Genomic DNA, 24,931 nt, shown 5'->3' on the forward strand with positions numbered 1-24,931 from the left:
GTTTCCATGATTTTATGTTTGTTTTAACATTCTGTGCTTTTAGTGTTTTGAAGACAGAGGTAAAAAATGATTTTTAATTAATAGAAGTGAGTATGTAAAAGGTGTTGGAAGAAAGTGTGATTTGAAAGGCGTTTTTTAAGGTATTATTAAGAAGAGGAGTAAATGAAGATAAAGGTGTGAAGAAGTTGGAAAAAAACGCTTATTTTTACCCAAATTTTTAGAAATGCAATCAATTAGTAAATATAAAGAGCAAATAGCTACCTATATCGATTCTATAAAACTGGACGGTCATCCAAAGGAACTTTATGAACCTATAAGTTATATTTTGTCTTTAGGAGGGAAACAAATTAGACCAGTGTTGACTTTGATGTCTTCGGAAGTGTTTGGTTCATCACCAGAGAAAGCGATTTATGCAGCAACAGCGATTGAATTGTTTCATAACTTTTCATTGATTCATGACGATATCATGGATGTAGCTCCATTGAGGAGAGGGCATCAAACAGTGCATGAGAAGTGGAATGTGAATACGGGGATTTTATCCGGAGATGCTATGTTGATTTTAGCGTATCAGTATTTTGAGAATTATGAGGCACCTATATTTAAAGATTTAGCAAAGTTGTTCAGCAAGACTGCTATTGAGGTTTGTGAAGGACAACAATTAGATATCAACTTTGAAACTAGGAATGATGTAGCTATTCCAGAATATTTGAAAATGATTGAGTATAAAACAGCTGTCTTAGTAGGGGCTGCTCTGAAAATGGGAGCTATCGTTGCTGAGACTTCTGAGGAAAATGCACAAAAGATTTATGATTTTGGATTGAATCTTGGTATTGCTTTTCAATTGCAGGATGATTATTTAGATGCGTTTGGAGATGTCGCTGTTTTCGGAAAGACAATTGGAGGTGATATCTTAGAAAATAAAAAAACTTACCTATATCTTAAGGCTTTGTTGAATGGTTCAACAGCTCAACGTGAGGAGTTGGAGGCATTTTTCGCTGTGACGGAAGGTGATGGGGTTGAAAAAATTCGCAGAGTGAAAGAGCTTTTTATTGAAACAGAATCTGCAAAAGCTTCACAAGGTTTAATTAAGGAGTATACTGATAATGCACTAACAATTTTAGAAGCTTTAGATATTCCAGAAGATAAAAAAGAATTACTTCGTCAATTCAGTTTAGAGTTGATGGATAGAGAGGTTTAGTATGTCTGAAGTAGTTACATATCTAAATGATAAACTTTCTGATTTCAATTTGCTAGATGCAATGAGAAGACAATTGGAAAAGGATTTTTATAGTGCTACTTTTATAGAGGTCTCTTTTGATGGCTTAACCATTGAAGAATTGGTTAATCAGGTTCATCAAGAGATTAATAGAATAGTTTCAACCGATGTTTCTAAATTTTCTAATCTATTATATAGAGTAGATGTTTCAGAGGCATCGGTTGATGCATTAAAAGGGTTACCTATTGATGTATATTGGGAGCAAATTACTTTTTTAATTCTCAAGAGAGAATGGCAAAAAGTATGGATTAGAAATACACTCTAATAAAAGGCATATAAGCTCCACCGTAAACATCGTCTCTTTTATTATATAATACATTATAACGTAAACCCACTGTTACATTTCCTGTATTGTATCCTGCTCCTAGAAATAAAGCGGTATTCCAGAAATCGTGATCATAATCTGGGCCAGAAGTTGTTTTGTAGCTATTGTTTACTCTTAATTGTTCCAATTCTGCTGAAAGTTGGATTTCAGGAATTGGATTAAAAAGTCCAATAATACTACCTCCATACATAAAAGAGGTGTAGTAGTTTTTACTCTCTACGTAACTTCCTTGTAGCCCGATTCCTACAGCAACCATATTGTTGACTTGATAAATTGCACTAGGTGCAATCATGATGTCTGTGTAGCCACTTCCGAATCCTAAACCAAGTCCTCCACCAAATCTTAGATTTTTTGCAAAATCGTTGTTTTGAGTTTTATTGTCTTGATTCTGTGCGATATTGGAAAAACAACCCGTTAAAAAAAACGATATAAGTAAAAAACGTGTTAAATTGGTGATGTTAAATCTTGTCATTCTTGTATTATAAATTATTTGTGAGATAAATGTAAGTAAAAGATTGTTGAATTGTTAGAAAGTGTTGTATTTTTGTCTAAATATATTTAAACAAAAGGTCTTTAGACAAAATTATGGATAGATATTCCTTTTTAAATGCGGCACATACAGCATTTTTTGCAGAGTTATATGATCAATATTTAGAACACCCTGATAGTATAGAGCCGAGTTGGAGGAGCTTCTTTCAAGGTTTTGATTTTGCAAATGAGTTCAGCGATGGGCCTGTTGAGCAATTATCAAAAGCGTACAATACAACAGAAGGTGTTACAAATGGAGGGCAAATTCAGAAAGAGTTTGCTGTTTTAAAGCTTATAGAGGCTTATAGGACTCATGGACACTTACTTACTAAATCAAATCCACTTCGCGATAGAAAAGTTCATGCTCCTGATTTGAGTTTGGAGAAATTTGGTCTTTCATCAGCTGATTTAGGTACTTCTTTTGAGGTAGCTAAAATTATTCAGCTTCCAACTACTACTTTATCTCAAATTCTTGAAAGATTAGAGAAGATGTATTGCTCTACTTTAGGTATTGAGTATAAATACATGGCAAATGAAAAGGCTGTTGAGTGGATAGAAAAGCACTATGAAACTCTAGAGGCTAAATTTGATAATGAGCAGAAAAAAGAAATCTTAGGAAAGCTGATTGAAGCTGTTTCTTTTGAAAACTTTTTAAATACAAAATATGTAGGTCAAAAACGCTTCTCTTTGGAAGGGTTAGAAGCTGCAATTCCTGCTATAGATTTCTTGATTGAGTCTGCAGCAGAAAAAGGAGTGAAGGAAATCGTTGTTGGAATGGCTCACCGTGGTCGTTTAAACATTTTGGCAAACGTGTTCAAAAAACCTGCACAAGAAATTTTCTCTGAATTTGACGGAAAAGACTATGATGCGGTTGAAGGTTTTGATGGTGATGTTAAGTACCACTTAGGACTTAGTTCTACTAGAAAAACAAAATCGGGTAATGATATTCACTTGGATTTGACACCGAACCCTTCTCACTTAGAAACAGTTGGTGCTGTTATTGAGGGAATTTCGAGAGCAAAGCAAGATAAAAAATATAAATCAAGTCCATCACAAGTGTTGCCTATTGCATTGCATGGTGATGCTGCTATTTCTGGACAAGGTATTGTTTACGAAATTGTCCAAATGGCAAAGCTTCGTGGATATAAAACAGAAGGTACAATTCACATTGTGTTAAATAATCAAGTTGGTTTTACGACTAACTTTGAAGATGGTCGTTCTTCTACTTATTCTACGGATATCGCAAAAGTAACTTCTGCTCCTGTTTTACATGTGAACGCAGATGATACAGAAGCGGCAGTACGCGCTTTGTTGTTTGCATTGGAGTACCGTATGGAATTTGGAACAGATGTGTTTGTTGACTTGGTAGGGTATCGTAAATATGGGCATAACGAAGGTGATGAGCCAAAGTTTACACAACCTATATTATATAAATTAATCTCTAAGCATCCAAATAGTAGAAATATTTATAGCGCTAGATTGTTGGAAGACAAAGTAGTGGATGAAAGCTATGTTGGGACTTTAGAGAAGCAATATAAAGATGCTTTAGAAGTGTGCTTAGAGGAATCTCGTAAAAACGAGTTCGCTAAGATTCGTACGTTTATGCAAGAAGAGTGGGAAGACTACAGAATTGTTGCTGAGGACGAAATGTTGAAAACGTATGACACTAAAGTTTCGAAAGAAAAGCTTACAGCGATAGCAGAAGTGATAACTAAAGTTCCTGAAGGGAAAAAGTTTATCAGTAAAGTTAAACGTTTAATAGGTGATCGCAATACTATGTTCTTTGAAAAAGACAAGTTGGATTGGGCTATGGGTGAGTTGTTGGCATATGGATCGTTGCTTGTTGATGGTTATGATGTTCGTATTTCAGGTCAAGATGTAGAGCGTGGAACATTCTCTCACCGTCATGCTGTTATAAAAACAGAAGATACGGAAGAGTCTGTAATTCTTTTGAATCAATTAAAAGACCAAAAAGGAACGTTTGATATATATAATTCATTGTTGTCAGAATATGCAGTTGTTGGTTTTGAGTATGGTTATGCCTTGACAAGTCCAAAGACTTTGACTATTTGGGAAGCACAGTTTGGTGATTTTTCTAATGGTGCTCAAATCATGTTAGATCAGTATATTTCTGCGGCAGAAGATAAATGGACAAATCAGAATGGATTGGTGATGTTGTTACCTCATGGATATGAAAACCAGGGAGCGGAACATTCATCAGCTCGTTTAGAGCGTTATTTGCAGCTTTGTGCAGAACACAATATGTATATTGCTAATTGTACTACGCCTGCAAACTTTTTTCACTTGTTGAGAAGACAGATGATTACTGATTTTAGAAAACCATTAATCGTATTTACTCCTAAGAGTTTGTTGAGACATCCTTTAGCAGTTTCTTCTGTTTCAGAGTTTTCGGAAGGAGAATTTGAACAAGTGATTTTAGATCCAAACGTAAAAGCGGAGGAAGTGAAATCTTTAGTTTTCTGTTCGGGTAAATTCTACTATGATTTAATTGCGGAACGCGAGGAATTGGGTAGAAATGATGTGGCTGTTGTTCGTGTAGAACAGTTGTTCCCATTACCTGTTGATAAGATGAAAGAGGCTATTGCAGCATATCCAAATGCAGACGATTATGTTTGGGCACAAGAAGAGCCTAAGAATATGGGGGCTTATGGATTTATGTTGATGAACTTCCATGAAGTACCATTTAGATTAGCAGCAACTAAGGCGTATAGTGCTCCGGCTTCTGGAAGTAGTGTACGTTCGAAAAAACGTCATGCTTATGCTGTAGCAAAAGTATTTGACAAAAATTTATAATAGAATAATTCGTATTTTTACATAAACAATATCTAAAAAGTATATACTGATGAGTATCTTAGAAATGAAAGTTCCTTCACCAGGGGAGTCAATCACAGAAGTTGAAATCGCTACTTGGTTAGTAAAAGATGGAGATTACGTTGAAAAAGACCAAGCTATTGCTGAGGTTGATTCAGATAAGGCAACTTTAGAATTACCAGCAGAAGAAAGTGGAATCATTACGCTTAAAGCGGAAGAGGGTGATGCGGTAGCAGTAGGTCAAGTGGTTTGTTTAATTGATACTAGTGCGGCTAAACCATCAGGTGGAGCGGCGGCGGCATCAACTCCAGCAGATGCTCCTAAAGTTGTTGAAGCACCAAAAGCGGAAGCGACACCAGCGGCTACATCTACGTATGCTACGGGATCTGCTTCTCCAGCAGCAAAGAAAATATTAGATGAAAAAAATATAGACCCTGTAACTATTCAAGGTACTGGAAAAGATGGTAGAGTAACTAAAGAAGATGCTGTTAAAGCAGTTCCTTCTATGGGTACACCTACTGGAGGTCCAAGAGGTGAAGAGCGCAAGAAAATGTCTATGTTGCGTCGTAAAGTAGCAGAGCGTTTGGTTGAGGCTAAAAACACTACTGCTATGTTAACTACATTTAATGAAGTTAACTTAACAAACGTGAATAAATTAAGAAGCGAGTATAAAGATACGTTTAAGAATAAACATGGTGTTGGTTTAGGATTCATGTCTTTCTTTACAAAAGCTGTAACTCGTGCATTGGAATTATACCCAGATGTTAACTCTATGATCGATGGTCAAGAGCAAATTAAGTTTGATTTTGCAGATATTTCTATCGCGGTATCAGGTCCTAAAGGATTGATGGTTCCTGTGGTTAGAAATGCAGAGTTATTATCTTTTAGAGGTATTGAAAATGAAATCAAACGTTTGGCTATTCGCGCTCGTGATGGACAAATTACGGTTGATGAGATGACTGGTGGTACTTTTACAATCACAAATGGTGGTGTATTTGGTTCTATGCTTTCTACTCCAATTATCAATCCTCCACAATCTGCAATTTTGGGTATGCACAATATTATTGAGCGTCCTATTGCAGTTAATGGAAATGTGGAAATTCATCCAATGATGTATTTAGCACTTTCTTATGACCACAGAATCATTGATGGACGTGAGTCTGTTGGTTTCTTAGTAGCTATTAAAGAAGCTTTAGAGAATCCAGTTGAATTGTTGATGGATAACAATCCTACAAAAGCTTTAGAACTATAGTTTATAGTGAATCTAAGTGATACAAAAAACGACTTCCTATTCCTATTGGAGGTCGTTTTTTTTTGTAAAAAATATTATATTACATAGATATAACTTGATTGAGTAGATGCTCTCGATATGATAGGGATTTGTGGTCGATGTTTAATGTAGATTATATCGAGTGGAGAGCGACTATAAGCTATTTGCTAAGAAAGGTATCTATTAATTATGTTAGAGATCTTAAAAAAGGAAGAATAGATAAGGATGGAGTTTTCGTTTGTAGAAAAGAGTAAGTGTGATTTTTTTGTGATTTCAGTCGTGTTGATTAAAAGATGTCACTTTTAAGAGTTAAATTCACTTTTTTAAAATGACATTATAGAAGTCTATGGATTATTACAAGGTTTTAGGATTGACAAAGGGTGCTTCTACTGCAGAGGTAAAGAGTGCTTATAGGAATTTATCTAAAAAATTTCATCCAGACTTGAACGGAAATAATCCGCATTATACACAAATGTTTATTCAGGTTAAAGAGGCTTATGATGTTTTGAAGGATGAAAGTAAACGAACTGCATATGACTCGGGAAGTAGTGCTTCTTCGAATTATGATTCGGTTTTTTATCAATCTGCTACTAAACGACAAAGTATTAATGCTCCAATAATATATTCATTTGTCAGTGAATTACCTTATTTTTTCGAGGGAGATGTATTGATGTTTTCATGGGATTGTAGGTATGCTGATACTATACAAATACTTCCATTTGGCTTTGTCGATTCTTTGACAGGGAAGGTTAATTATCGAATTAATAATTATCGTAAACGGTACTTACCTGTTGAGTTGATTGCTACAGATTCTAAATCTGGAAAGAGGGTTAGTAAGAGGATTATTTTAGAAAATGGATTGTATAGAAAATTTTCCGAAGATGAAAAAAAGGCTAGTGAAGGGGTTTATTCTGAGAATGAAGAATTGAGATTTAAGACTTTCTTTAATCCTGTCGGTAGGTTGTCTAGAAAAACGTATGCTAAGAGAACTTTGGCATTGGTTTTTTTATGGTTCTTTTTTTATGCGTTGCAGGGAGTTGATTTTCTTGGGGCTATTTTTAGACTGGTAACTATTGTGGGTAGTTTTGTTTTTTTAGTTCAAACTGCAAGGCGATTTCAGGATTTAGGTTGGAGTGCTGTTTTTAGTTTTTTGATATTGATTCCATATGTTAATGTTGTTACTTATTTAGCATTGCTGTATTTTAAGGGGGATTCTGGAATTAATAGATTTGGAAGGCCAGTTGAATGATTTTTCAAATAGCTTTGTGGATTTGATTTTGGTGTCTATAGTTGTTTTCTTTTTGTTTAATTGTGTTTTCTGGGATACCGATTAAACCCTTGTGTGTATAAGGGTTTGTTGTAATATTAGGAAATGATTTTGATTTGTTTTTAGTATCGCTCTCTTGCCTATTGGTGTTAAGTGGTTGAGCTTTAGTGATTTTTTTAATTTATTCTGTTGCTTTATTGATTGTTGACAACTTAGCTTTTTTGTGAATAAGTTTAAGAAATTCAATCTTCTTATTGTAAATAAAAAAGCTAATATTTGTATAGATTGAATTTGTCGCTTGACATTTTTTATAAACATTTAGAATCAACACACTATGTCTTTTCAAGAACCTATTTTAACTGAGAATAAAAACCGATTTGTTATTTTTCCAATCAAACACCATGATATTTGGGATTGGTATAAAAAAATGGAGGCTAGTTTTTGGACAGCAGAAGAAATTGACTTGCATCAAGATTTATCTGATTGGAATAACAAACTGACAGAAGATGAGCGTTATTTTATTAAACATATCTTAGCTTTTTTTGCTGCTTCAGACGGAATTGTTAATGAGAATTTAGCGGAAAACTTTGTAAATGAGGTGCAATATCCTGAGGCTAAGTTTTTCTATGGTTTTCAAATAATGATGGAAAACATTCATAGTGAAACGTATTCGTTATTAATTGATACTTATGTTAAAAATGAGGAGGAAAAGGATCAACTGTTCAGAGCTATAGATGTGTTTCCTGCCATTATGAAGAAAGCAGCATGGGCTTTGAAGTGGATTGAATCGGATTCTTTCGCAGAGCGTTTGATTGCGTTCGCAGCAGTTGAGGGTATCTTCTTCTCAGGATCGTTCTGTTCTATCTTTTGGCTTAAAAAGCGTGGTTTAATGCCAGGGTTAACATTTTCAAATGAATTGATTTCTCGTGATGAAGGTGTGCACTGTGACTTCGCAGTTCATTTGCACAACCATCATTTAATAAATAAAGTACCAAAAGAGCGTATTCGTGAAATATTGGTAGATGCTCTAAATATTGAAAGAGAGTTTATTACAGAGTCGTTACCAGTTAGTTTAATTGGGATGAACGCTAATTTGATGACTCAATATTTGGAATTTGTTACAGACCGTCTATTAGTAGAGTTGGGATGTACAAAAGAATATAATTCTTCAAATCCTTTTGACTTTATGGATATGATATCCTTGCAAGGAAAGACGAATTTCTTTGAGAAAAGAGTTTCTGAATATCAAAAGTCAGGTGTGATGAACAAGGATGAAGATTCTAGTAAAATTAGTTTTGACGCTGATTTTTAATTAAAAGATTTTGGGCTTATGCCTATAACTATAAAAGTATAAAAGATGTTCGTAGTTAAAAGAGACGGTAGAAGACAGCCGGTAATGTTCGACAAGATCACTGATAGAATTCGTATTCTTTGTTATGAATTAAACGAATTAGTAGATCCAGTGAAAGTTGCAATGCGTGTTATTGAAGGATTGTATGACGGAGTGACTACATCAGAATTAGATAATTTAGCAGCTGAAACTGCGGCTTCTATGACTGTTTCACATCCTGATTATGCTTTGTTAGCTGCTAGAATTGCGGTTTCTAATTTGCATAAGAACACTAAAAAATCATTCACTGAAACGATTGAAGATTTATATCACTATGTAAATCCAAGAACGAATTTGGAGTCTCCATTGATTGCAGATGATGTTTATGAGGTGGTACAGAAACACGCCGATCGATTGGATGCTACTATTATCTATCAGCGTGATTTTAATTATGACTTTTTTGGTTTTAAAACTTTAGAACGTTCTTATTTGTTGCGTATTAACGGACAGATTGTTGAACGTCCACAGCATATGTTGATGCGTGTAGCTGTTGGTATACATTTAGACGACATTGATTCTGTGATTGAAACTTATGAGTTGATGTCTAAAAAGTATTTTACTCATGCTACTCCAACTTTGTTTAATTCAGGTACTCCAAAACCTCAAATGTCTTCTTGTTTTTTATTGACAATGAAGGATGACAGTATTGATGGAATTTATGATACGTTAAAGCAAACAGCGAAGATATCGCAATCAGCAGGTGGTATTGGATTATCTATTCATAACGTACGTGCAACTGGATCTTATATTCGCGGTACAAACGGTACGTCTAATGGAATTGTTCCAATGTTACGTGTCTTTAATGATACGGCTCGTTATGTAGATCAAGGTGGAGGTAAGAGAAAAGGTAGTTTTGCTATCTATTTAGAGCCATGGCATGCTGATATCTACGATTTCATAGAATTGCGTAAGAATCACGGAAAAGAGGAGATGAGAGCGCGTGATTTGTTTTTAGCAATGTGGATAAACGATTTGTTTATGAAACGTGTTGAAACAGATTCTACATGGACATTGATGTGTCCGAATGAATGCCCTGGTTTAAGTGATGTGTACGGAGAGGAGTTCGAGGCTTTGTATATTTCGTATGAAAATGCAAATAAAGGGAGAAGGACCATTAAGGCACGTGATTTATGGGAGCGTATACTTGATGCACAGATTGAAACGGGAACTCCGTATATGTTGTATAAAGATGCGGCAAACAAAAAATCGAATCAAAAGAATTTAGGAACAATTCGTTCTTCTAATCTATGTACAGAGATTATGGAATATACAGCTCCTGATGAAGTAGCTGTTTGTAATTTGGCTTCCATCTCTTTACCTATGTTTGTAGAGGATGGACGTTTTAACCATGAGTTTTTATTCGATGTTACGAAGCGTATAACTAGAAACCTTAATAAGGTTATAGATAGAAATTATTATCCTGTTAAAGAGGCTGAGAACTCTAATATGCGTCATAGACCTGTTGGATTAGGAGTTCAAGGTTTAGCGGATGCTTTTATTATGTTGCGTATGCCGTTTACAAGCCCTGAAGCTAAGGCATTGAATCAAGAGATTTTCGAAACTATATACTTCGCTGCTGTAACTGCTTCTAAGGAAATGGCTATCGAAGAAGGTGCTTATTCTAGTTTCAAAGGGTCTCCAATATCAGAAGGTCAGTTTCAGTTTAATCTTTGGGGATTGAACGATAGCGATCTTAGTGGTCGTTGGGATTGGGAATCTCTTAGAAAAGAGGTTATGGAGCACGGTGTTAGAAACTCATTGTTACTGGCTCCGATGCCTACAGCTTCTACTTCGCAAATATTAGGTAATAACGAGGCTTTCGAACCGTATACTTCTAATATTTATACAAGGAGAGTATTATCAGGAGAATTCATTGTTGTCAACAAACACTTACTTCACGATTTAGTTGAATTGGGAATGTGGAATGAGACATTGAAGCAAGAGATTATGAGAGCTAATGGTTCTATTCAACATATCGATTATATTCCTTTAGAGATTAGAGAACTTTATAAAACGGTTTGGGAATTGAGTATGAAAGATATTATTGATATGTCTCGTCAACGCGGTTACTTTATTGATCAGTCTCAGTCATTGAATTTATTTATGGAAGGTGCTACCTATGCAAAATTGACGTCTATGCATTTTTATGCTTGGAAATCAGGTTTGAAAACAGGTATGTACTATTTGAGAACGAAATCAGCTGTGGATGCTATTAAGTTTACTTTAGATAATGAGGTGAAAGTTGAGACTGTTAAAGCTCCTGTTGCTTCAAAACCTAAATTAGAATTGGTAGAAGAAATAAGTATTAGTGATTATAAAGATATGATACAACGTGCACAGCTTTCTTCAGAAGATGAAGATTGTGAAATGTGTGGATCTTAATTAAAGAAAAAATCATAATTAATTAAAAAGCAATCTTTAGGGGTTGCTTTTTTTGTGGATAGTTGAGCTTTATATTTTGTTGAACTGCCGTTAACTGTTGTATATTTGCATTATTAAAAGTCATTTAAAATGTCGAAAGAAACTAAAAAAGGGGTATTTCAAGGAATTATTGAAAGAGATGCCGATGGAAATTACTTCTGTGGTCCGTATTTGTTGGATTATCAATATACTGAGTCAAATTTTAAACTAGGTGATAAAATTAGTTTAAAAACAGTTATTGCAAACCCTAGCTTTAAAAGTAGGGAAGCATATGCTATGAAATCAATGAAATTTTTTCTAGCAGGGGAAGAATAATCAATGATTATTACTGTTAATTGTAGCGGTGTACTTGTGAAATAAATGAGGATGTAGTGTGTGAAACTGCGTCCTTTTTTTGTTTTTGAATGATAAGGATGATTTTTTAGGAGTATATTTGCTTTGTAATTTTGACTAAATATTTGCTGAATTAAGAATGAGTTTATTGTATTATATAGATAGAACTAAAGTGTCTTTAGACGAAGTAGTTTTTAATTCTACTGTGTCTCTACAGGTTGAACAGTTCTTGAAAGAATATCGATTTCGAGAAAGTTTGTTGAAATATGATTTGCCGGTTTCCAACACTATTTTAATGTATGGGAAAACGGGATGTGGAAAAACGATGACTGCGAAAGCAATTGCTCGTCACTTAGATAAAAAATTAATTGTGGTTAATTTAGCTACGATTGTGTCTTCTAAGCTAGGGGAGACTGCACGAAATATTGAAAGTTTATTTAAGGAGATTCAGTACGAAAGTGCCATATTGTTTTTTGATGAATTTGATACACTTGGTCAGATTCGCGATTATGACAATAAGGATAATAGTGAGATGAAACGTGTTGTTAATGCGATACTTCAATTGATAGATAATTTTCCTCAAAAGTCAATCTTAATGGCTGCGACTAATCAGATTCAAATGATAGATGAGGCTCTTAAGCGTCGTTTTGAAGTACATTTAGAGTTTACTGCGCCTTCAGAGGAAGCCTTGAATTCTTATTATGACAAGATGCTTATGAAATATCCTGAACCCTACAGGTCAATGGAGCGTTTGTATGAGGTGTCTTTTGCAGAGGCAAAAAATCAAGTGTTTAAATCTGTGAAGAAGAATATAATTGAAGAGCAGTTAAAGTTGGAAGGAAATTCAAATTAATACAGAATGTTAAGTTTTAAAAATATGATGAAATGGGAAAAGCTGTTGTCTTTAAAAAAACACGGCGACACATTTGTTAGGAATAGAAAAGACGAAAAAGAAACTCGAATTGGTTTTGAGGTAGATTACGATAGAATTATTTTTTCGTCCGCATTCAGAAGTTTACAAGATAAAACACAAGTTATTCCGCTGTCAAAAACAGATTTCGTTCATACAAGGTTGACTCATAGTTTAGAGGTTTCTGTAGTAGGACGTTCTTTAGGGCGTTTGGTAGGTGCTGAATTGCTAAGCAAGTATCCTTATCTATCAGGTGAATTAGGTTATACTGTTAATGATTTCGGAGCTATTGTAGCTGCTGCCTCGTTGGCACATGATATTGGGAATCCTCCTTTTGGTCATTCGGGAGAAAAGGCAATTGGAGATTTTTTTAGCAGAGGAAAAGGACTTGTTTATAAGGAATCGTTAACAGACAAAGAGTGGCAGGATTTAATTGAGTTTGAAGGGAATGCGAATGGTTTTTCATTGCTTACGAAGTCAAGACCTGGTATTGAAGGAGGTCTGCGTATATCTTATGCTACGTTGGGTGCTTTTATGAAATATCCGAAAGAGAGTTTACCTAAAAAACCTACACGTGATGTTTGTGATAAGAAATATGGTTTTTTTCAATCAGATAAAGAAGCATTTATAGATGTAGCATCAGAATTGGGATTGTTGATGAAAGATCGTTTAGAAACAGGTTTTTATAGACATCCCTTGGCTTATTTGGTTGAAGCAGCAGACGATATTTGTTATACAATTATTGATTTCGAAGACGGGATTAATTTGGGATGGATTCCAGAAGAACATGCTTTGGAATTTTTAATTAAAATAGTTCAGAACAGTATCAATTCTCAAAAATATGCACAGCTTACTTCTAAAGAAGACAGGGTTAGTTATTTAAGAGCTTTGGCAATAGGTAGTTTGATTAATGAAGTAACGCGTGTTTTCATAGAAAATGAGGAGCGTATTCTAGCGGGGGATTTTCCGTTTGCCCTTACTGAGAAATGTGCTTTTGTAGCTCAGATGAAAGATGTTATTTCTGTGAGTATTAATAATGTTTATCAAAGTAAGGAAGTGATTGAGAAAGAAGTGGTTGGATATCAGGTGATACATACTTTGTTAGAGCATTTCTGTACGGCGTATAACAATCATTATTATGGTGAAGAAACACATTATGATTCATTGATTTTAAAATTATTACCAGAGAAATATAGAGGTGAATCTGATAGTGTTTATGAACGTTTGATGAATATATGTCACTTTGTTTCTATGTTGACTGATGGTAAAGCCCTTGAGTTATATAGAGCGATTAAAGTGTCTGCATAAGTTTTTTGGAAATTTATTAAGCACTTAAGGAAAAACGAAATCATAGAAGTAGGGTTGTCTATAAATTAGATAACCCTACTTGTTTATATGGATACCACTTTAGGTATAATGTTCAATAGGAAAGCGGTTTGAAATATTCAAAACCGCTTTCTTTCTTCTCATAGTAATTTTTATTCTTTAACGTATTCTGTGAAGTTAGCTGTTAGATCGGCGCTACTATTGAATATGGTTTCTGCTTCTGCTTTCGTGCTCTTAGTGTCTCTGGCAATTTTTACAGAAGTATTTGCAATTTCTTTTAATTGTATAACATAGAAAGTACCTTCTTTGCTACCTAAGCCTTCTAGTAAGATTTTGTGGGTAGTGTTATTGTAGCCTATAATTTTCATATCATAAGGAGCGCCTGCATCAAAAGATACTTTTTCATTTGTGAAAGTATAACTGTATATACCTCCACCCATTGCAGTTCCGTCAAATATGTATTTTCCATTTAATGGTAAGTCAAAACTAGTGCTTGCTTCTTTTATGTATTCTGTAAAGTTTCCTGAAACATCTTGGTTGTTTTCGTAGATTGCTTCCGCTTCTGTTTTAGTAGACTTGGTATCTCTTGCAATCTCAACAGAGTTTTCTTTTATGTTTTTTAGTTGAGCTACATAAAAAGTACCTGCTTTGCTTCCTAAGCCTTCTAAAAGAATTTTGTTGTTTTCTTTATTGTGTTTCAATATTTTCATTTCATAAGGAGCACCAGCGTCGAAAGCTATCATTTCATTACTAAATGTATAGCTGTAAATACCTCCACCGAATGCAGTTCCATCGAAAATGTATTTTCCATTTACTGGTAATTCAATAGGGTCTTCGTTAGACTGAGATCTTGTTAATGGTAACCATCCGAATTGACCCCCATCGTGACTTCCCATTGAAGCACTTGGATCTGGATACACCGCTTTGTTTGCTGCTTCTTCTGTGTCAAAAGTGTGGTCCATGTTGATTTCCATAGAGTTCTCTTTAATGTTGCGTAAGAATAGAGCAAGGTACTTTCCGTCTTCTTGTTTTAAAACAGCTTTATTTACATTCTCTTTGTTTACAAATAAAGTAATTAATAGGCTATTGCTGTTTTCTTGTCCTAAAGCTGATGTTTTTACTATAAAGTTAGTTTTAGTAAATTCAAAAGGAATGTTTGCCCCAGCATGTTTGAAATCAAATATTCCAGTTGTTTCAAATGTAGATCCTACTTTCTTTTGATTGGAGTCAACTTGTTCATCTGGTTTTTTTATTATGCTATTATCGTCGTTTGCGCACCCAACTGTTAAGAGTCCAAATAATCCTATAAAGGCAAGTAATTTGATGGTTTTCATATTGTATATTTTGATTAGATTTATTTAGACCAAAAATAAATAAGAATACCAAAATACGCTATTATTTTTAATAATTTTTTAATAAAACTATAAATGGTTGATTATGTGTTGGGTATACGGGGGTATGGTGGTTATTTTATTTAGAAAGAATACAAATAACATCTATTGTGTGGAGGTTGTTTTCTGTTTTTCTGCTTATTTTAAGAATAATGAGCTTTTGAGGAACTTCTTTTTAAATAGATAAGTATGGAGAAATTAGGGAATAAAAAAAGACGCTCTAGAGCGTCTTTTACTATTTTTTGATTTGCTTTTGGCAAATACTAAATTCTTAAGCTTCGAATGGAAGAATAGAAACGAAAGACTTATTGTCTTTTTTCTTTTCAAACTTCACTAATCCATCAACTTTTGCATGAAGAGTATGGTCTTTCCCCATGTAAACGTTTTCTCCTGGATTGTGCTTAGAACCTCTTTGTCTAACGATAATGTTTCCAGCAATTGCAGCTTGACCACCGTAGATCTTAACGCCTAAACGTTTCGATTCCGATTCTCTACCGTTCTTTGAACTACCGACACCTTTCTTGTGAGCCATGACGTATCCGTTTTAAATGTTAATTACTCAGCAGCTTCTGCTGTTTCTTTTTTAGTCGCTTTTTTCTTTGTTCCAACTGCATTGATTCCTTCAATAACAATTTGAGTCAAATACTGTCTGTGACCATTTTTCTTTTTGTAACCTTTTCTTCGTTTCTTTTTGAAAACGATTACTTTGTCACCTTTCAGGTGTTGTAAAATTTTAGCTTCTACAGAAGCACCTTCTATAGCTGGGGCGCCTAAAGTAATGTTGTTGTTGTCGTCAATTAAAAGAACTTTATCAAAAATGATAGCTGTTCCTTCATCTTGAGCCAAACGGTGAACATAAACTTTTTGGTCTTTGCTTACTTTGAATTGTTGCCCTGCTATCTCTACGATTGCGTACATAACAATGAAATTAATGTTTAAAAGTCTGCAAATATACATTTTATTTTTTATACAGTACTTCTTTTTTTTAAAACAAAACGATAAAGTTTTGTAACACAATGAATAGTTTGACGACTAACTTGAGTATAATCTATTAAGTACTAAAAATAATATTATGAGAAAATCTTTAATGGCTTTGGGGACTGCCTTGCTTCTAGGTGTCACTGCCTCAGCTCAAAAAGTAGAGTTTGATGAATACACTCTAGACAATGGTCTCCATGTAGTATTACATCAGGATAAATCAGCTCCTGTTGTTGTTACTTCTGTAATGTATCATGTTGGAGCTAAGGATGAAAATCCTGAACGCACTGGGTTTGCACACTTTTTTGAACATTTGTTGTTTGAAGGAACTGAAAATATTGAAAGAGGGGGATGGTTTAAATTAGTTACGGCTAATGGAGGACAAAACAATGCTAATACTTCTGATGATAGAACTTATTATTATGAGGTGTTTCCTTCAAATAATTTGGAGTTAGCTTTGTGGATGGAATCAGAACGTTTAATGCATCCAGTTATCAACCAAATCGGAGTTGATACACAAAACGAAGTAGTTAAGGAAGAAAAGCGTCTACGAGTAGATAATCAACCTTATGGAAACTTGCTTACGGAAGTTAAAAAGCAATTGTTTAAAAAACATCCTTATCGTTGGGCACCAATTGGGTCTATGGAACATTTAGATGCTGCTACTTTAGATGAGTTTTTAGCTTTCAATAATAAATTTTATATACCAAATAATGCTGTACTAGTAGTTGCTGGGGATTTTGAAAAAGGTCAAGCAAAAGAATGGATTGAAAAATATTTTGGTGCTATAGAGAAAGGTGAGTCTATTCAACGTGTGAAAATTGAAGAAGATCCAATCGTTGAAACTATTAGGGCTGAATATCAGGATCCTAATATACAGTTGCCTATGATGGTTGCTGCTTACCGAATCCCTTCTATGAAAACTAGAGATGCTAGAGTGTTAGATATGATTTCTACTGTTTTGTCTGGTGGTAAAAGTGCTAGATTGTATAAGAAAATCGTAGACCAAAAGAAAATGGCGTTAGAAATTGCTTCTTTTAGCTTTAGTCAAGAAGATTATGGAATGTATTTTATATATGGTATTCCAATGCAAGGAGTTTCGGCAGAAGACTTGTTAAAAGAGATTGATGAGGAAATTGTAAAAATGCAAACAGAGTTAATTTCAGAGCGTGATTTTCAAAAGTTACAAAACACTTTCGAAAATCAATATGTGAATAGTAATTCAGATTTAGAGAGTTTAGCGGAAAACTTAGCTTCTTATTATATGTTGTATGGAGATATTAATTTAATTAATACTGAAATCGATATGTATCGCTCTATTACTAGAGAAGAGATAAGAGACGTTGCTAAAAAGTATTTAAAACCAAATCAACGTTTGATTTTAGATTATGTACCAGTTAAAGAATCTAACAAAAACTAACACTAGAAATTAATAAAATGAAAAGAGTATATATAATTGCTGCTAGTTTGTTGTTTACATTTACAGCTATGCAAGCACAAGAAAGAAAACAACCGGTAGCGGGACCTGCTCCGATTGTAAATGTAGAAAAACCACATTCGTTTGTTTTAAAAAATGGATTAAAGGTATTGGTGGTTGAAAATCATAAGTTACCTAGAGTATCTTACACTTTAACTATCGATGCACCATTATATGCAGAGGGAAGTAAAGCGGGAGTTTCTTCAATAACTGCTGGAATGATTGGTTCTGGAACTAAGAAGATGAGTAAGGAGAAGTTCGATGATGAAGTTGATTTTCTAGGAGCAAATGTTCGTTTTTGGTCGTCAGGAGCATCGGCTTCTGGATTGTCAAAATATTCGGAGACTATATTAGGCTTAATGTCTGATGGAGCTTTGAATACCATTTTTACTCAAGAGGAGTTTGATAAAGTAAAAGCACAAGCTATTGAAGGAGTAAAATCTTCAGATAAAAACGTTAGTGCGATTGCTAGACGTGTTGAAGGAGCTATTTTGTTTGGAAAAGACCATCCAGCTGGTGAGTTTGAAACAGAAGAAACTTTACAAAATGTAACACTTCAAGACGTAAAAGATTATTACGCAAAGTTCTTCACTCCTGAGAATGCTTATTTAGTGGTTGTTGGAGATGTGAAGACTAAAGATGTAGAGAAGTTGGCAACTAAGTTGTTTGGTGATTGGAAAAAAGTAACTAATAAAGTTGCTTCTTATACTGTTAAACCAAACGTAGCTAAATCTGAGATAGATTTTATAGATATGCCTAATGCTGTGCAATCAGAAGTTGCATTGGTAAATACGGTTGAATTAAAAATGACTGACAAAGATTATTTTGCTGCATTGATGGCTAATCAAATCTTAGGAGGTGGTGGAGAAGGGCGTTTGTTCTTGAATTTGAGAGAAGCTCATGGTTGGACTTATGGAGCATATTCTTCTACAAGTACAGCGCGTAAGTATCCTGGAAAGTTCAAAGCTTCTGCTTCTGTTCGTAATGTTGTAACTGACAGTGCTGTTGTTGAGTTTTTCAATGAAATTGACAAGATCAGAAAAGAATTGGTTTCTGCTGAAGAGTTAAAGATTGCAAAAGCTAAATTCGTTGGTAATTTTGTAATGGAGATTCAAAAACCAGAAACAATCGCTCGTTTTTCTTTAAATAAAGAATTACATGGGTTGTCAAATGATTTCTATGAAAATTATATTAAAAACATCAATGCTGTTACAGTCCAAGATGTTCAAAAAGCTGCTCAAAAATATTTCTTGAAAGACAATATGCGTGTAGTTGTTACAGGAAAAGGGACTGATGTTTTGAAAGGGTTGGAAGGATTGAATATGCCGATCAATTATTTTGATAAACTAGGTAATCCAGTAGCAAAACCAGAATATAACAAAGAGGTTGCTGCAGGAGTTACAGTTCAAACTGTATTGAATAAATATATCAATGCAATTGGAGGAGAAGCTGCTGTAAAAGGAGTTCATAGCATGTTTATTAAATCTTCTGCGACTATCCAAGGAATGCAAATGGATATGACCAGTAAGGTTACTGATAAAGGAGAAATGGTGATAGAGCAATCTATGATGGGAGCTGTAATGTCTAAGCAATTGATTACTCCAACAAAAGCGGTTGTGACAATGCAAGGGCAAACTCAAGAAGTTCCAGCAGAGGAAGTAGAAGAGATGAGAAAAGTAGCTGTTCCATTTGCTGAGTTAAAACAATTAGGTGATTCTAGCTTAAGTATTACAGGTGTTGAATCTATTGATGGAAAAGATGCTTATGGTGTTAAAGCTGGAAAAACAGTTAGTTATTACGATGTTGAAACTGGATTGAAAACAGCGACATTTACAACTATGGAACAAGGAGGACAAACTATGGTTCAAGAGGTTTATTATAGAGATTATAAAGATGTAAAAGGAGTTAAATTACCGTTTACAACTTTAATGAATGTAGGAATTGAAATCGAGTTAAAAACTTCAGAAGTTAAAATCAACGAAGGAGTTTCGGCAGCAGATTTTAAATAAGACGTTTTTTACAATAAATATGAAAAGAGCTATCAGATTAATTTGGTAGCTCTTTTTTTGTATTTTTGTATTGAAATGATTAAAAGATGAAAACTATGAAATATGTTGCTGTATTAGCACTTGTAGGTCTTGCTTTTACTGCTTGTAAAAATGAGGCAAAAGTTCAAGAAGGTACTGTTCAAGTAGAAGAGACTACTTCAAATGCAAAAGAAGTTGTTGCTCAAGGAGCTATTGAAAAAGCAAGTTTTGAAATTGAAGGTATGACTTGTGCTTTGGGTTGTGCGAAATTGATTGAAGGTAAGTTAGCTGGACTATCAGGAGTTAAGAATGTAGTAGTGGATTTTGAAACAAAAAAAGCGACCTTAGAATTTGACGATGCTCAACAAACAGAAGAAACAATTACAGCAACAGTTGAGAAAATTGCTAATGGTATTTATACAGTAGTTAATATGTCTACTGAAGAAGTGAACGAAGCTATTTAGTTTCCTTCTTATTAAGAGGGCTATTATATAACACAAAAAGAGGCTAAAGCCTCTTTTTGTGTTTTTGCATTTGTTAGAACATGAATGGCAAACAAAAATGTTGCTACACAATCTTGTCAAAAGCGAAGCTACGAAACCGTCTTTTAATTTTTCTTCCATTCTAATGATTCCATGATTTTACGCATATCGTTTTTCACATAGTCGGTAGCAGGTAATATGGAGTCGTAATTAGGTTTGGCATAGAAGTATAAAGAAGCAACTATAAAGTTGTTTAAACTGTCTGTAGCGTAGAATTGAGCGTTTGTTGCTGCATTGCCCTCTACTTCATAAAACATTCCGTAAACCCCCTTTTCTTTGTTTATATAAGGTTGTTCACTTATTCCGTCTGCTTTTATGAAATGTTCATAGGTTAGTTTTTGCGCGTCACTTAAAAGTACGTCTATGTTGTTTTTAACTGGTTTGTAGTTAATATAGATAGTAGCCTTCATTTCTGGATAGTGAACTTCAAATCCACAATCTTTTTGTTCTTTAATAGAACTCCAATCGTTAGCCTCGAAACTATATGTACAAGATGTTTCTACAAGGTCGTATTTAGGTGAAGGATAGTTTAGTGCTAAAAAGGCATCTGGTTTAGGTTGGCTGATATCTTTACATGCAATTGTAAATAGTAATGTGCCTACTAATGTGCTATATGTAAGAATTCTTTTTGTCATTGCTTGAAAGTTTTGTGTTCTCGGTAAAACGCAATTTGTTGTTTATTGTGTCAATACGTTGGTAAATATACAATCTACAAAAACAATTATACTAGTTTTATTTGAAATTTGAAGAAGGCTAATAGAATAAATATGTTGTCTAAATCTTTAGAATTTAAAAGGGAATATAGTCGTCGTTATTTTCTTTAGGAATGATAAAGTTGTCAATAGCTTGCTTTTTTAATTGAGTCATTTGTTCTTCTTTACTAAGAGGAGCATTTTCTTTCTTGGTTTGTAGAAAAACGAAATCGTTTACGTGGATTTCTACGATGCTTTTTTGAGTTCCATCCTCGGCTTGCCATTGTCTACTTCTCAATCTTCCTTCAACATAGATTTTATCTCCTTTAGAAAGATGTTTTTCGCAAAGTTCAGCGGCTTTATTTCGTACTACTATTTGGTGCCATTCGGTATTAGTTATTTTTTCGTTGGTGGTTTTGTTAATGTAAACCTCATTAGTAGCTAAAGAAAAGCGACAAATGCAACTGCCGTTTTCAAAGTAGTGCATTTTTACATCTTCTCCCAAATGTCCGATTAACATTACCTTGTTTAATGTTGCGCTCATAGAAAATAAAAAAATTAGAAATCAAATATAAGGTAAATTATAGGTCTATTAGATTGTTGTTTATAAAGTTGTGAATTACAATAGGAAATCCGATTTTTTGGAGTTCCTCTATTGAGGAGCTGTTGTTTAGTGCGGTTTCCGTATGTATTTTCCAAAATCGAATATGTAGTTTTTGGTGAGATAATTTATGGATTATAGGGTCGGTGTTACATAATTCTATTTGCTTTATCGCAAGATTTGGGAACAGAGAAGTTAGTTGTTGTTTAATATCTATTAATTCAGTGGTTGTAGATTCAATTAAAGGGAATTCATAAAGCTGTTGCCATATGTCTTTTTTGGTTCTTTGTTGAATTTGTGTGTTGCCGTTTGGATCTAAGAAGATGAGGTAGTCAAAATGACGATCTCTAACTTTGGTTTTGCTTAGTTTTACTGGTAAGCTACTTACTTCATTTGTTTGATAGGCAATACATTCCAGTTGAAAAGGGCAGATAGTGCAATCTGGACTCTGTGGAGTACATTGCAAAGCACCAAATTCCATAATTGCCTGATTAAAAAGGGCAGGGGAGTCTTTGGGGATTAAAGAAGCGGCTAAAGCTTGGAACTCACGCTTGGTGGTTAAGGTTGATATGTCTGAATTAATACCAAATCTACGAGCTAGTACTCTGAAAACGTTTCCATCAACAACAGGAATAACTTCATTGTAAGAAAAAGAAGCAATGGCAGCAGCAGTATATTCACCTACTCCTTTAAGTTTTAGTAGCTCTTTGGAGTTGTTAGGAAAAATACCATTATAGTCAAAAGCTACCATTTTTGCAGTAGCGTGCAGGTTTCTAGCTCGGGAATAATAACCTAGTCCTTGCCATAAATGCATTACTTTATCTTCCTCAGCATTTGCTAAATCGAACACAGTTGGAAATTCATGTAAAAATGCCTCGAAATAGGGTAAACCTTGAGCTACACGGGTTTGTTGAAGAATGATTTCTGACAGCCAAATGGCATATGGGTCTTTGGTTTCTCGCCAAGGTAGTGAACGCCTATTTTGTAAATACCAAGCTGTTAGTTTGTTAGAAAAATGCATCTCTAAAAGTATTAAATGCAAACATAAAACTTTATATGATTAAATTTTAATCGATTAAGATTGAATAATTGGATTTTAAATTAATATATTTGCACACTCTAAAAAATACAGACAACAACAAAATAATTTATAACTAAGATGACAAAAGCAGACATTGTAGCTAAAATCTCAGAAAGAATTGGGCTTGAAAAAGGTGACGTGCAAGCAACAGTTGAAACTTTTATGGAAGAAGTAAAAGAGGCATTAGAATCAGGTGAAAATGTTTATCTAAGAGGGTTCGGTAGTTTCATTATCAAAACTCGCGCGGAGAAAACTGGAAGAAACATCTCTAAGAACACAACAATTAAAATTCCGGCACACAACATTCCTGCTTTCAAACCTGCTAAAGTGTTTGTTGAAGGAGTTAAGTCTAAAACGGAAGTGACAATAAAATAAGTATTAATCTCTAAACTACACACATTATGCCAAGTGGTAAAAAAAGAAAAAGACATAAGGTAGCTACGCACAAACGTAAAAAAAGAGCGAGAGCTAACCGTCACAAAAAGAAAAAGTAGTTTAATACTACTTTTTCTATTTTTAAAACAAACGTTCATTGAAAAGTGTTATATTACTTTAAATACTATTAAAGGGTATGGCAAATCGGGTATTATTACCTGTAATTAATGTTAAATCCATCTGTACAAACGAGTTTGGTTTGAAATAATCAAAAAGTGAACAAATGTGTATGGATAAAAATATACTGTTATGAATAAAGAGCTAATTATTAGGTCGAATTCTGATACTGTAGATTTTGCCTTATTAAAAGATGGAAAACTAATTGAGTTACACAGAGAACGTGAAGAGGAATCTGGTTTTCAAGTTGGCGATATTTTTATCGCCAAAATTAGAAAGCCAGTCGCGGGATTGAACGCAGCCTTCGTTAATGTAGGTTTCGAAAAAGACGCATTTCTTCACTATCATGATTTAGGTCCAAACCTAAAAACACTGTTGAAATTCAGTAAACTTGTAAGCGCAGGTAAATTAAAGGATTACTCTTTAAAGAACTTAGCTTTTGAAGATGAAATTGATAAAGATGGAACCATCACAGATGTGTTGAGTGCCAATCAATCTTTATTAGTTCAGATTGTAAAAGAGCCTATTTCTACTAAAGGACCTCGAATCAGTTCGGAGTTGTCATTGGCAGGTAGGTATGTTGTTTTAGTTCCTTTTTCAAATCGTATTTCAATCTCTCAGAAGATTGAATCAAAAGAAGAAAAAGAGCGCTTAAAACGATTAGTACAATCAATAAAGCAAAAGGGATTCGGAGTAATCGTACGCACAGTAGCAGAAGGCATGAAAGTCGCTGAAATCGATAAAGATTTACAGAACCTAATGTCAAAATGGAATGCTATGTGTAAAAGACTGGTAACAGCACATCATCCATCCAAAATACTAGGAGAAGACAATAGAGCTTCTTCGATTCTGAGAGATGTATTTAACGATACATTTACTGGAATTCATACGGATGATGAAGATCTGTTTTACCAAGCCAAGGACTATTTGCAAGAGATAGCTCCTTCAAAAGTTTCCATTGTGAAACACTATCAATCGAAAGAGTTACCTCTTTTCGAAAAGTATAATATCGAGAGACAGATTAAAACCTCGTTTGGAAAAACAGTTTCAATGAGTAAAGGTGCATACCTTATCATAGAACACACAGAGGCTTTACATGTTATTGATGTGAATAGTGGAAACCGCTCAAACAAGGCTCAAAATCAAGAAGACACAGCTCTAGAGGTAAATATGATTGCAGCTGCTGAAATAGCTAGACAATTAAGACTTAGAGACATGGGGGGAATTATTGTAGTAGATTTTATAGACATGGGCAATCCGGAAAATAGAAAGAAACTATATGATTTTCTTCGAGAAGAAATGAGTGATGACAAAGCGAAACACAAAATCTTGCCCCCTAGTAAATTTGGACTAATCCAAATAACTAGACAAAGAGTTAGACCTGAAGTCAATATCAAAACGAGAGAGGAAGACCCGAATAACGAAAACGCGGAAATCGAAGCTCCTATTTTAGTTGTTGATAAAATCAAGGCTAGCCTAGAAAGAATTATTAAAGACAACAAGAAGGTTGTCTTAAATACGCATCCCTTTGTGGCGGCGTATCTTACACAAGGGTTTCCATCCCTTAGAACTAAATGGTTCTTGGAACATAAAAAATGGATAAAAATAATACCACGTGACGCTTACACGTATCTAGAATACCATTTCTTTGACGAAAAGGGAAATGAAATATCAGAATAAAGAAAAACGCCAAGCTTAGCTTGGCGTTTTTT

Annotated in this window: 22 protein-coding genes; 15 read left to right on the top strand and 7 right to left on the bottom strand. The window is 34.3% G+C overall.

All coding sequences use genetic code 11. The features are described 5' to 3' along the window. Positions 1 to 223 precede the first annotated feature (223 nt). Both BM024_RS06065 and BM024_RS06070 read left to right on the top strand, forming a co-directional pair. Positions 224 to 1,198, top strand: a complete 975-nt coding sequence (locus tag BM024_RS06065) for a polyprenyl synthetase family protein (protein WP_090678569.1) — start codon at positions 224 to 226, stop codon at positions 1,196 to 1,198. A 1-nt stretch (position 1,199) separates the two neighbouring features. Further along, positions 1,200 to 1,541, top strand: a complete 342-nt coding sequence (locus BM024_RS06070; protein WP_090678570.1) for a hypothetical protein — start codon at positions 1,200 to 1,202, stop codon at positions 1,539 to 1,541. Here the strand turns inward: BM024_RS06070 and BM024_RS06075 are convergent. Then, positions 1,525 to 2,073: a hypothetical protein gene (locus tag BM024_RS06075; RefSeq protein ID WP_090678571.1), complete on the bottom strand. Its 549-nt coding sequence runs from the start codon at positions 2,071 to 2,073 to the stop codon at positions 1,525 to 1,527. The genes BM024_RS06070 and BM024_RS06075 overlap by 17 nt on opposite strands. A gap of 113 nt (positions 2,074 to 2,186) precedes the next feature. On the opposite strand from BM024_RS06075, the gene BM024_RS06080 reads away from it, so the two are divergent. The 8 genes from BM024_RS06080 (at position 2,187) to dgt (ending at position 13,860) form a co-directional block, all read left to right on the top strand. Beyond that, positions 2,187 to 4,943 carry a 2-oxoglutarate dehydrogenase E1 component gene (locus BM024_RS06080; RefSeq protein WP_090678572.1) on the top strand — a complete coding sequence of 919 codons (2,757 nt, stop codon included), beginning with the start codon at positions 2,187 to 2,189 and terminating at the stop codon, positions 4,941 to 4,943. 49 nt (positions 4,944 to 4,992) lie between these two features. Continuing rightward, complete coding sequence (gene odhB, locus BM024_RS06085; RefSeq protein WP_090678573.1) at positions 4,993 to 6,213, top strand: 2-oxoglutarate dehydrogenase complex dihydrolipoyllysine-residue succinyltransferase; 1,221 nt, start codon at positions 4,993 to 4,995, stop codon at positions 6,211 to 6,213. A gap of 364 nt (positions 6,214 to 6,577) precedes the next feature. After that, positions 6,578 to 7,480 carry a DnaJ domain-containing protein gene (locus BM024_RS06090; RefSeq protein ID WP_090678574.1) on the top strand — a complete coding sequence of 301 codons (903 nt, stop codon included), beginning with the start codon at positions 6,578 to 6,580 and terminating at the stop codon, positions 7,478 to 7,480. A gap of 352 nt (positions 7,481 to 7,832) precedes the next feature. Then, on the top strand, positions 7,833 to 8,810 hold the full coding sequence (locus tag BM024_RS06095; protein ID WP_090678575.1) for a ribonucleotide-diphosphate reductase subunit beta: 978 nt from the start codon (positions 7,833 to 7,835) through the stop codon (positions 8,808 to 8,810). 45 nt (positions 8,811 to 8,855) lie between these two features. Beyond that, positions 8,856 to 11,270, top strand: a complete 2,415-nt coding sequence (locus tag BM024_RS06100; RefSeq protein ID WP_090678576.1) for a ribonucleoside-diphosphate reductase subunit alpha — start codon at positions 8,856 to 8,858, stop codon at positions 11,268 to 11,270. 129 nt (positions 11,271 to 11,399) lie between these two features. Continuing rightward, positions 11,400 to 11,624, top strand: a complete 225-nt coding sequence (locus tag BM024_RS06105; protein WP_090678577.1) for a hypothetical protein — start codon at positions 11,400 to 11,402, stop codon at positions 11,622 to 11,624. Between the two features lie 157 nt (positions 11,625 to 11,781). After that, positions 11,782 to 12,495, top strand: a complete 714-nt coding sequence (locus BM024_RS06110) for an AAA family ATPase (RefSeq protein WP_090678578.1) — start codon at positions 11,782 to 11,784, stop codon at positions 12,493 to 12,495. Between the two features lie 24 nt (positions 12,496 to 12,519). Further along, a complete protein-coding gene (dgt, locus tag BM024_RS06115) occupies positions 12,520 to 13,860 on the top strand; it encodes a dGTP triphosphohydrolase (RefSeq protein WP_090678579.1) in 1,341 nt (446 codons plus the stop codon). A 170-nt stretch (positions 13,861 to 14,030) separates the two neighbouring features. Here the strand turns inward: dgt and BM024_RS06120 are convergent, their stop codons facing one another. The 3 genes from BM024_RS06120 to rplU all read right to left on the bottom strand — a co-directional run bounded on the left by BM024_RS06120 (position 14,031) and on the right by rplU (position 16,187). Further along, entirely contained in the window at positions 14,031 to 15,212 is a 1,182-nt protein-coding gene (locus BM024_RS06120) for a hypothetical protein (RefSeq protein ID WP_090678580.1), read from the bottom strand. Positions 15,213 to 15,540: 328 nt separating this feature from the next. Then, positions 15,541 to 15,801 carry a 50S ribosomal protein L27 gene (gene rpmA, locus BM024_RS06125; RefSeq protein WP_090678581.1) on the bottom strand — a complete coding sequence of 87 codons (261 nt, stop codon included), beginning with the start codon at positions 15,799 to 15,801 and terminating at the stop codon, positions 15,541 to 15,543. Positions 15,802 to 15,824: 23 nt separating this feature from the next. Next, the gene (rplU, locus tag BM024_RS06130; protein ID WP_090678582.1) at positions 15,825 to 16,187 is read right to left on the bottom strand and encodes a 50S ribosomal protein L21; all 363 of its coding nucleotides are present in this window, start codon (positions 16,185 to 16,187) and stop codon (positions 15,825 to 15,827) included. A gap of 154 nt (positions 16,188 to 16,341) precedes the next feature. Here rplU and BM024_RS06135 point away from each other — a divergent pair, with 154 nt between their 5' ends. The 3 genes from BM024_RS06135 (at position 16,342) to BM024_RS06145 (ending at position 20,215) form a co-directional block, all read left to right on the top strand. After that, entirely contained in the window at positions 16,342 to 17,667 is a 1,326-nt protein-coding gene (locus BM024_RS06135; RefSeq protein ID WP_090678583.1) for a M16 family metallopeptidase, read from the top strand. A 17-nt stretch (positions 17,668 to 17,684) separates the two neighbouring features. Beyond that, a complete protein-coding gene (locus BM024_RS06140) occupies positions 17,685 to 19,733 on the top strand; it encodes a M16 family metallopeptidase (RefSeq protein ID WP_090678584.1) in 2,049 nt (682 codons plus the stop codon). Positions 19,734 to 19,819: 86 nt separating this feature from the next. Continuing rightward, the gene (locus BM024_RS06145; protein ID WP_090678585.1) at positions 19,820 to 20,215 is read left to right on the top strand and encodes a cation transporter; all 396 of its coding nucleotides are present in this window, start codon (positions 19,820 to 19,822) and stop codon (positions 20,213 to 20,215) included. Positions 20,216 to 20,358: 143 nt separating this feature from the next. Here the strand turns inward: BM024_RS06145 and gldD are convergent, their stop codons facing one another. The 3 genes from gldD to mutY all read right to left on the bottom strand — a co-directional run bounded on the left by gldD (position 20,359) and on the right by mutY (position 22,607). Continuing rightward, a complete protein-coding gene (gldD, locus tag BM024_RS06150; RefSeq protein WP_090678586.1) occupies positions 20,359 to 20,928 on the bottom strand; it encodes a gliding motility lipoprotein GldD in 570 nt (189 codons plus the stop codon). 154 nt (positions 20,929 to 21,082) lie between these two features. Beyond that, a complete protein-coding gene (locus BM024_RS06155; RefSeq protein WP_090678587.1) occupies positions 21,083 to 21,529 on the bottom strand; it encodes a single-stranded DNA-binding protein in 447 nt (148 codons plus the stop codon). Between the two features lie 37 nt (positions 21,530 to 21,566). Then, on the bottom strand, positions 21,567 to 22,607 hold the full coding sequence (gene mutY, locus BM024_RS06160) for an A/G-specific adenine glycosylase (RefSeq protein WP_090678588.1): 1,041 nt from the start codon (positions 22,605 to 22,607) through the stop codon (positions 21,567 to 21,569). A 138-nt stretch (positions 22,608 to 22,745) separates the two neighbouring features. Between mutY and BM024_RS06165 the strand changes: the two genes are divergently transcribed. Next, positions 22,746 to 23,042, top strand: coding sequence for an HU family DNA-binding protein (locus tag BM024_RS06165; RefSeq protein WP_090678589.1), 297 nt, complete (start codon positions 22,746 to 22,748; stop codon positions 23,040 to 23,042). A 309-nt stretch (positions 23,043 to 23,351) separates the two neighbouring features. Next, on the top strand, positions 23,352 to 24,899 hold the full coding sequence (locus BM024_RS06170) for an Rne/Rng family ribonuclease (RefSeq protein ID WP_090678590.1): 1,548 nt from the start codon (positions 23,352 to 23,354) through the stop codon (positions 24,897 to 24,899). The last annotated feature ends 32 nt before the right edge of the window (positions 24,900 to 24,931 follow it).

The sequence above is a fragment of the Myroides guanonis genome, from assembly GCF_900114085.1.
Taxonomy (GTDB): Bacteria; Bacteroidota; Bacteroidia; order Flavobacteriales; family Flavobacteriaceae; genus Flavobacterium; species Flavobacterium guanonis.

Coding starts and splice junctions, on each gene's coding strand:
- BM024_RS06065 (WP_090678569.1), top strand. CDS start 224: ATGCAATCAATTAGTAAATATAAAGAGCAAATAGCTACCTATATCGAT.
- BM024_RS06070 (WP_090678570.1), top strand. CDS start 1,200: ATGTCTGAAGTAGTTACATATCTAAATGATAAACTTTCTGATTTCAAT.
- BM024_RS06075 (WP_090678571.1), bottom strand. CDS start 2,073: ATGACAAGATTTAACATCACCAATTTAACACGTTTTTTACTTATATCG.
- BM024_RS06080 (WP_090678572.1), top strand. CDS start 2,187: ATGGATAGATATTCCTTTTTAAATGCGGCACATACAGCATTTTTTGCA.
- odhB (WP_090678573.1), top strand. CDS start 4,993: ATGAGTATCTTAGAAATGAAAGTTCCTTCACCAGGGGAGTCAATCACA.
- BM024_RS06090 (WP_090678574.1), top strand. CDS start 6,578: ATGGATTATTACAAGGTTTTAGGATTGACAAAGGGTGCTTCTACTGCA.
- BM024_RS06095 (WP_090678575.1), top strand. CDS start 7,833: ATGTCTTTTCAAGAACCTATTTTAACTGAGAATAAAAACCGATTTGTT.
- BM024_RS06100 (WP_090678576.1), top strand. CDS start 8,856: ATGTTCGTAGTTAAAAGAGACGGTAGAAGACAGCCGGTAATGTTCGAC.
- BM024_RS06105 (WP_090678577.1), top strand. CDS start 11,400: ATGTCGAAAGAAACTAAAAAAGGGGTATTTCAAGGAATTATTGAAAGA.
- BM024_RS06110 (WP_090678578.1), top strand. CDS start 11,782: ATGAGTTTATTGTATTATATAGATAGAACTAAAGTGTCTTTAGACGAA.
- dgt (WP_090678579.1), top strand. CDS start 12,520: ATGATGAAATGGGAAAAGCTGTTGTCTTTAAAAAAACACGGCGACACA.
- BM024_RS06120 (WP_090678580.1), bottom strand. CDS start 15,212: ATGAAAACCATCAAATTACTTGCCTTTATAGGATTATTTGGACTCTTA.
- rpmA (WP_090678581.1), bottom strand. CDS start 15,801: ATGGCTCACAAGAAAGGTGTCGGTAGTTCAAAGAACGGTAGAGAATCG.
- rplU (WP_090678582.1), bottom strand. CDS start 16,187: ATGTACGCAATCGTAGAGATAGCAGGGCAACAATTCAAAGTAAGCAAA.
- BM024_RS06135 (WP_090678583.1), top strand. CDS start 16,342: ATGAGAAAATCTTTAATGGCTTTGGGGACTGCCTTGCTTCTAGGTGTC.
- BM024_RS06140 (WP_090678584.1), top strand. CDS start 17,685: ATGAAAAGAGTATATATAATTGCTGCTAGTTTGTTGTTTACATTTACA.
- BM024_RS06145 (WP_090678585.1), top strand. CDS start 19,820: ATGAAAACTATGAAATATGTTGCTGTATTAGCACTTGTAGGTCTTGCT.
- gldD (WP_090678586.1), bottom strand. CDS start 20,928: ATGACAAAAAGAATTCTTACATATAGCACATTAGTAGGCACATTACTA.
- BM024_RS06155 (WP_090678587.1), bottom strand. CDS start 21,529: ATGAGCGCAACATTAAACAAGGTAATGTTAATCGGACATTTGGGAGAA.
- mutY (WP_090678588.1), bottom strand. CDS start 22,607: ATGCATTTTTCTAACAAACTAACAGCTTGGTATTTACAAAATAGGCGT.
- BM024_RS06165 (WP_090678589.1), top strand. CDS start 22,746: ATGACAAAAGCAGACATTGTAGCTAAAATCTCAGAAAGAATTGGGCTT.
- BM024_RS06170 (WP_090678590.1), top strand. CDS start 23,352: ATGAATAAAGAGCTAATTATTAGGTCGAATTCTGATACTGTAGATTTT.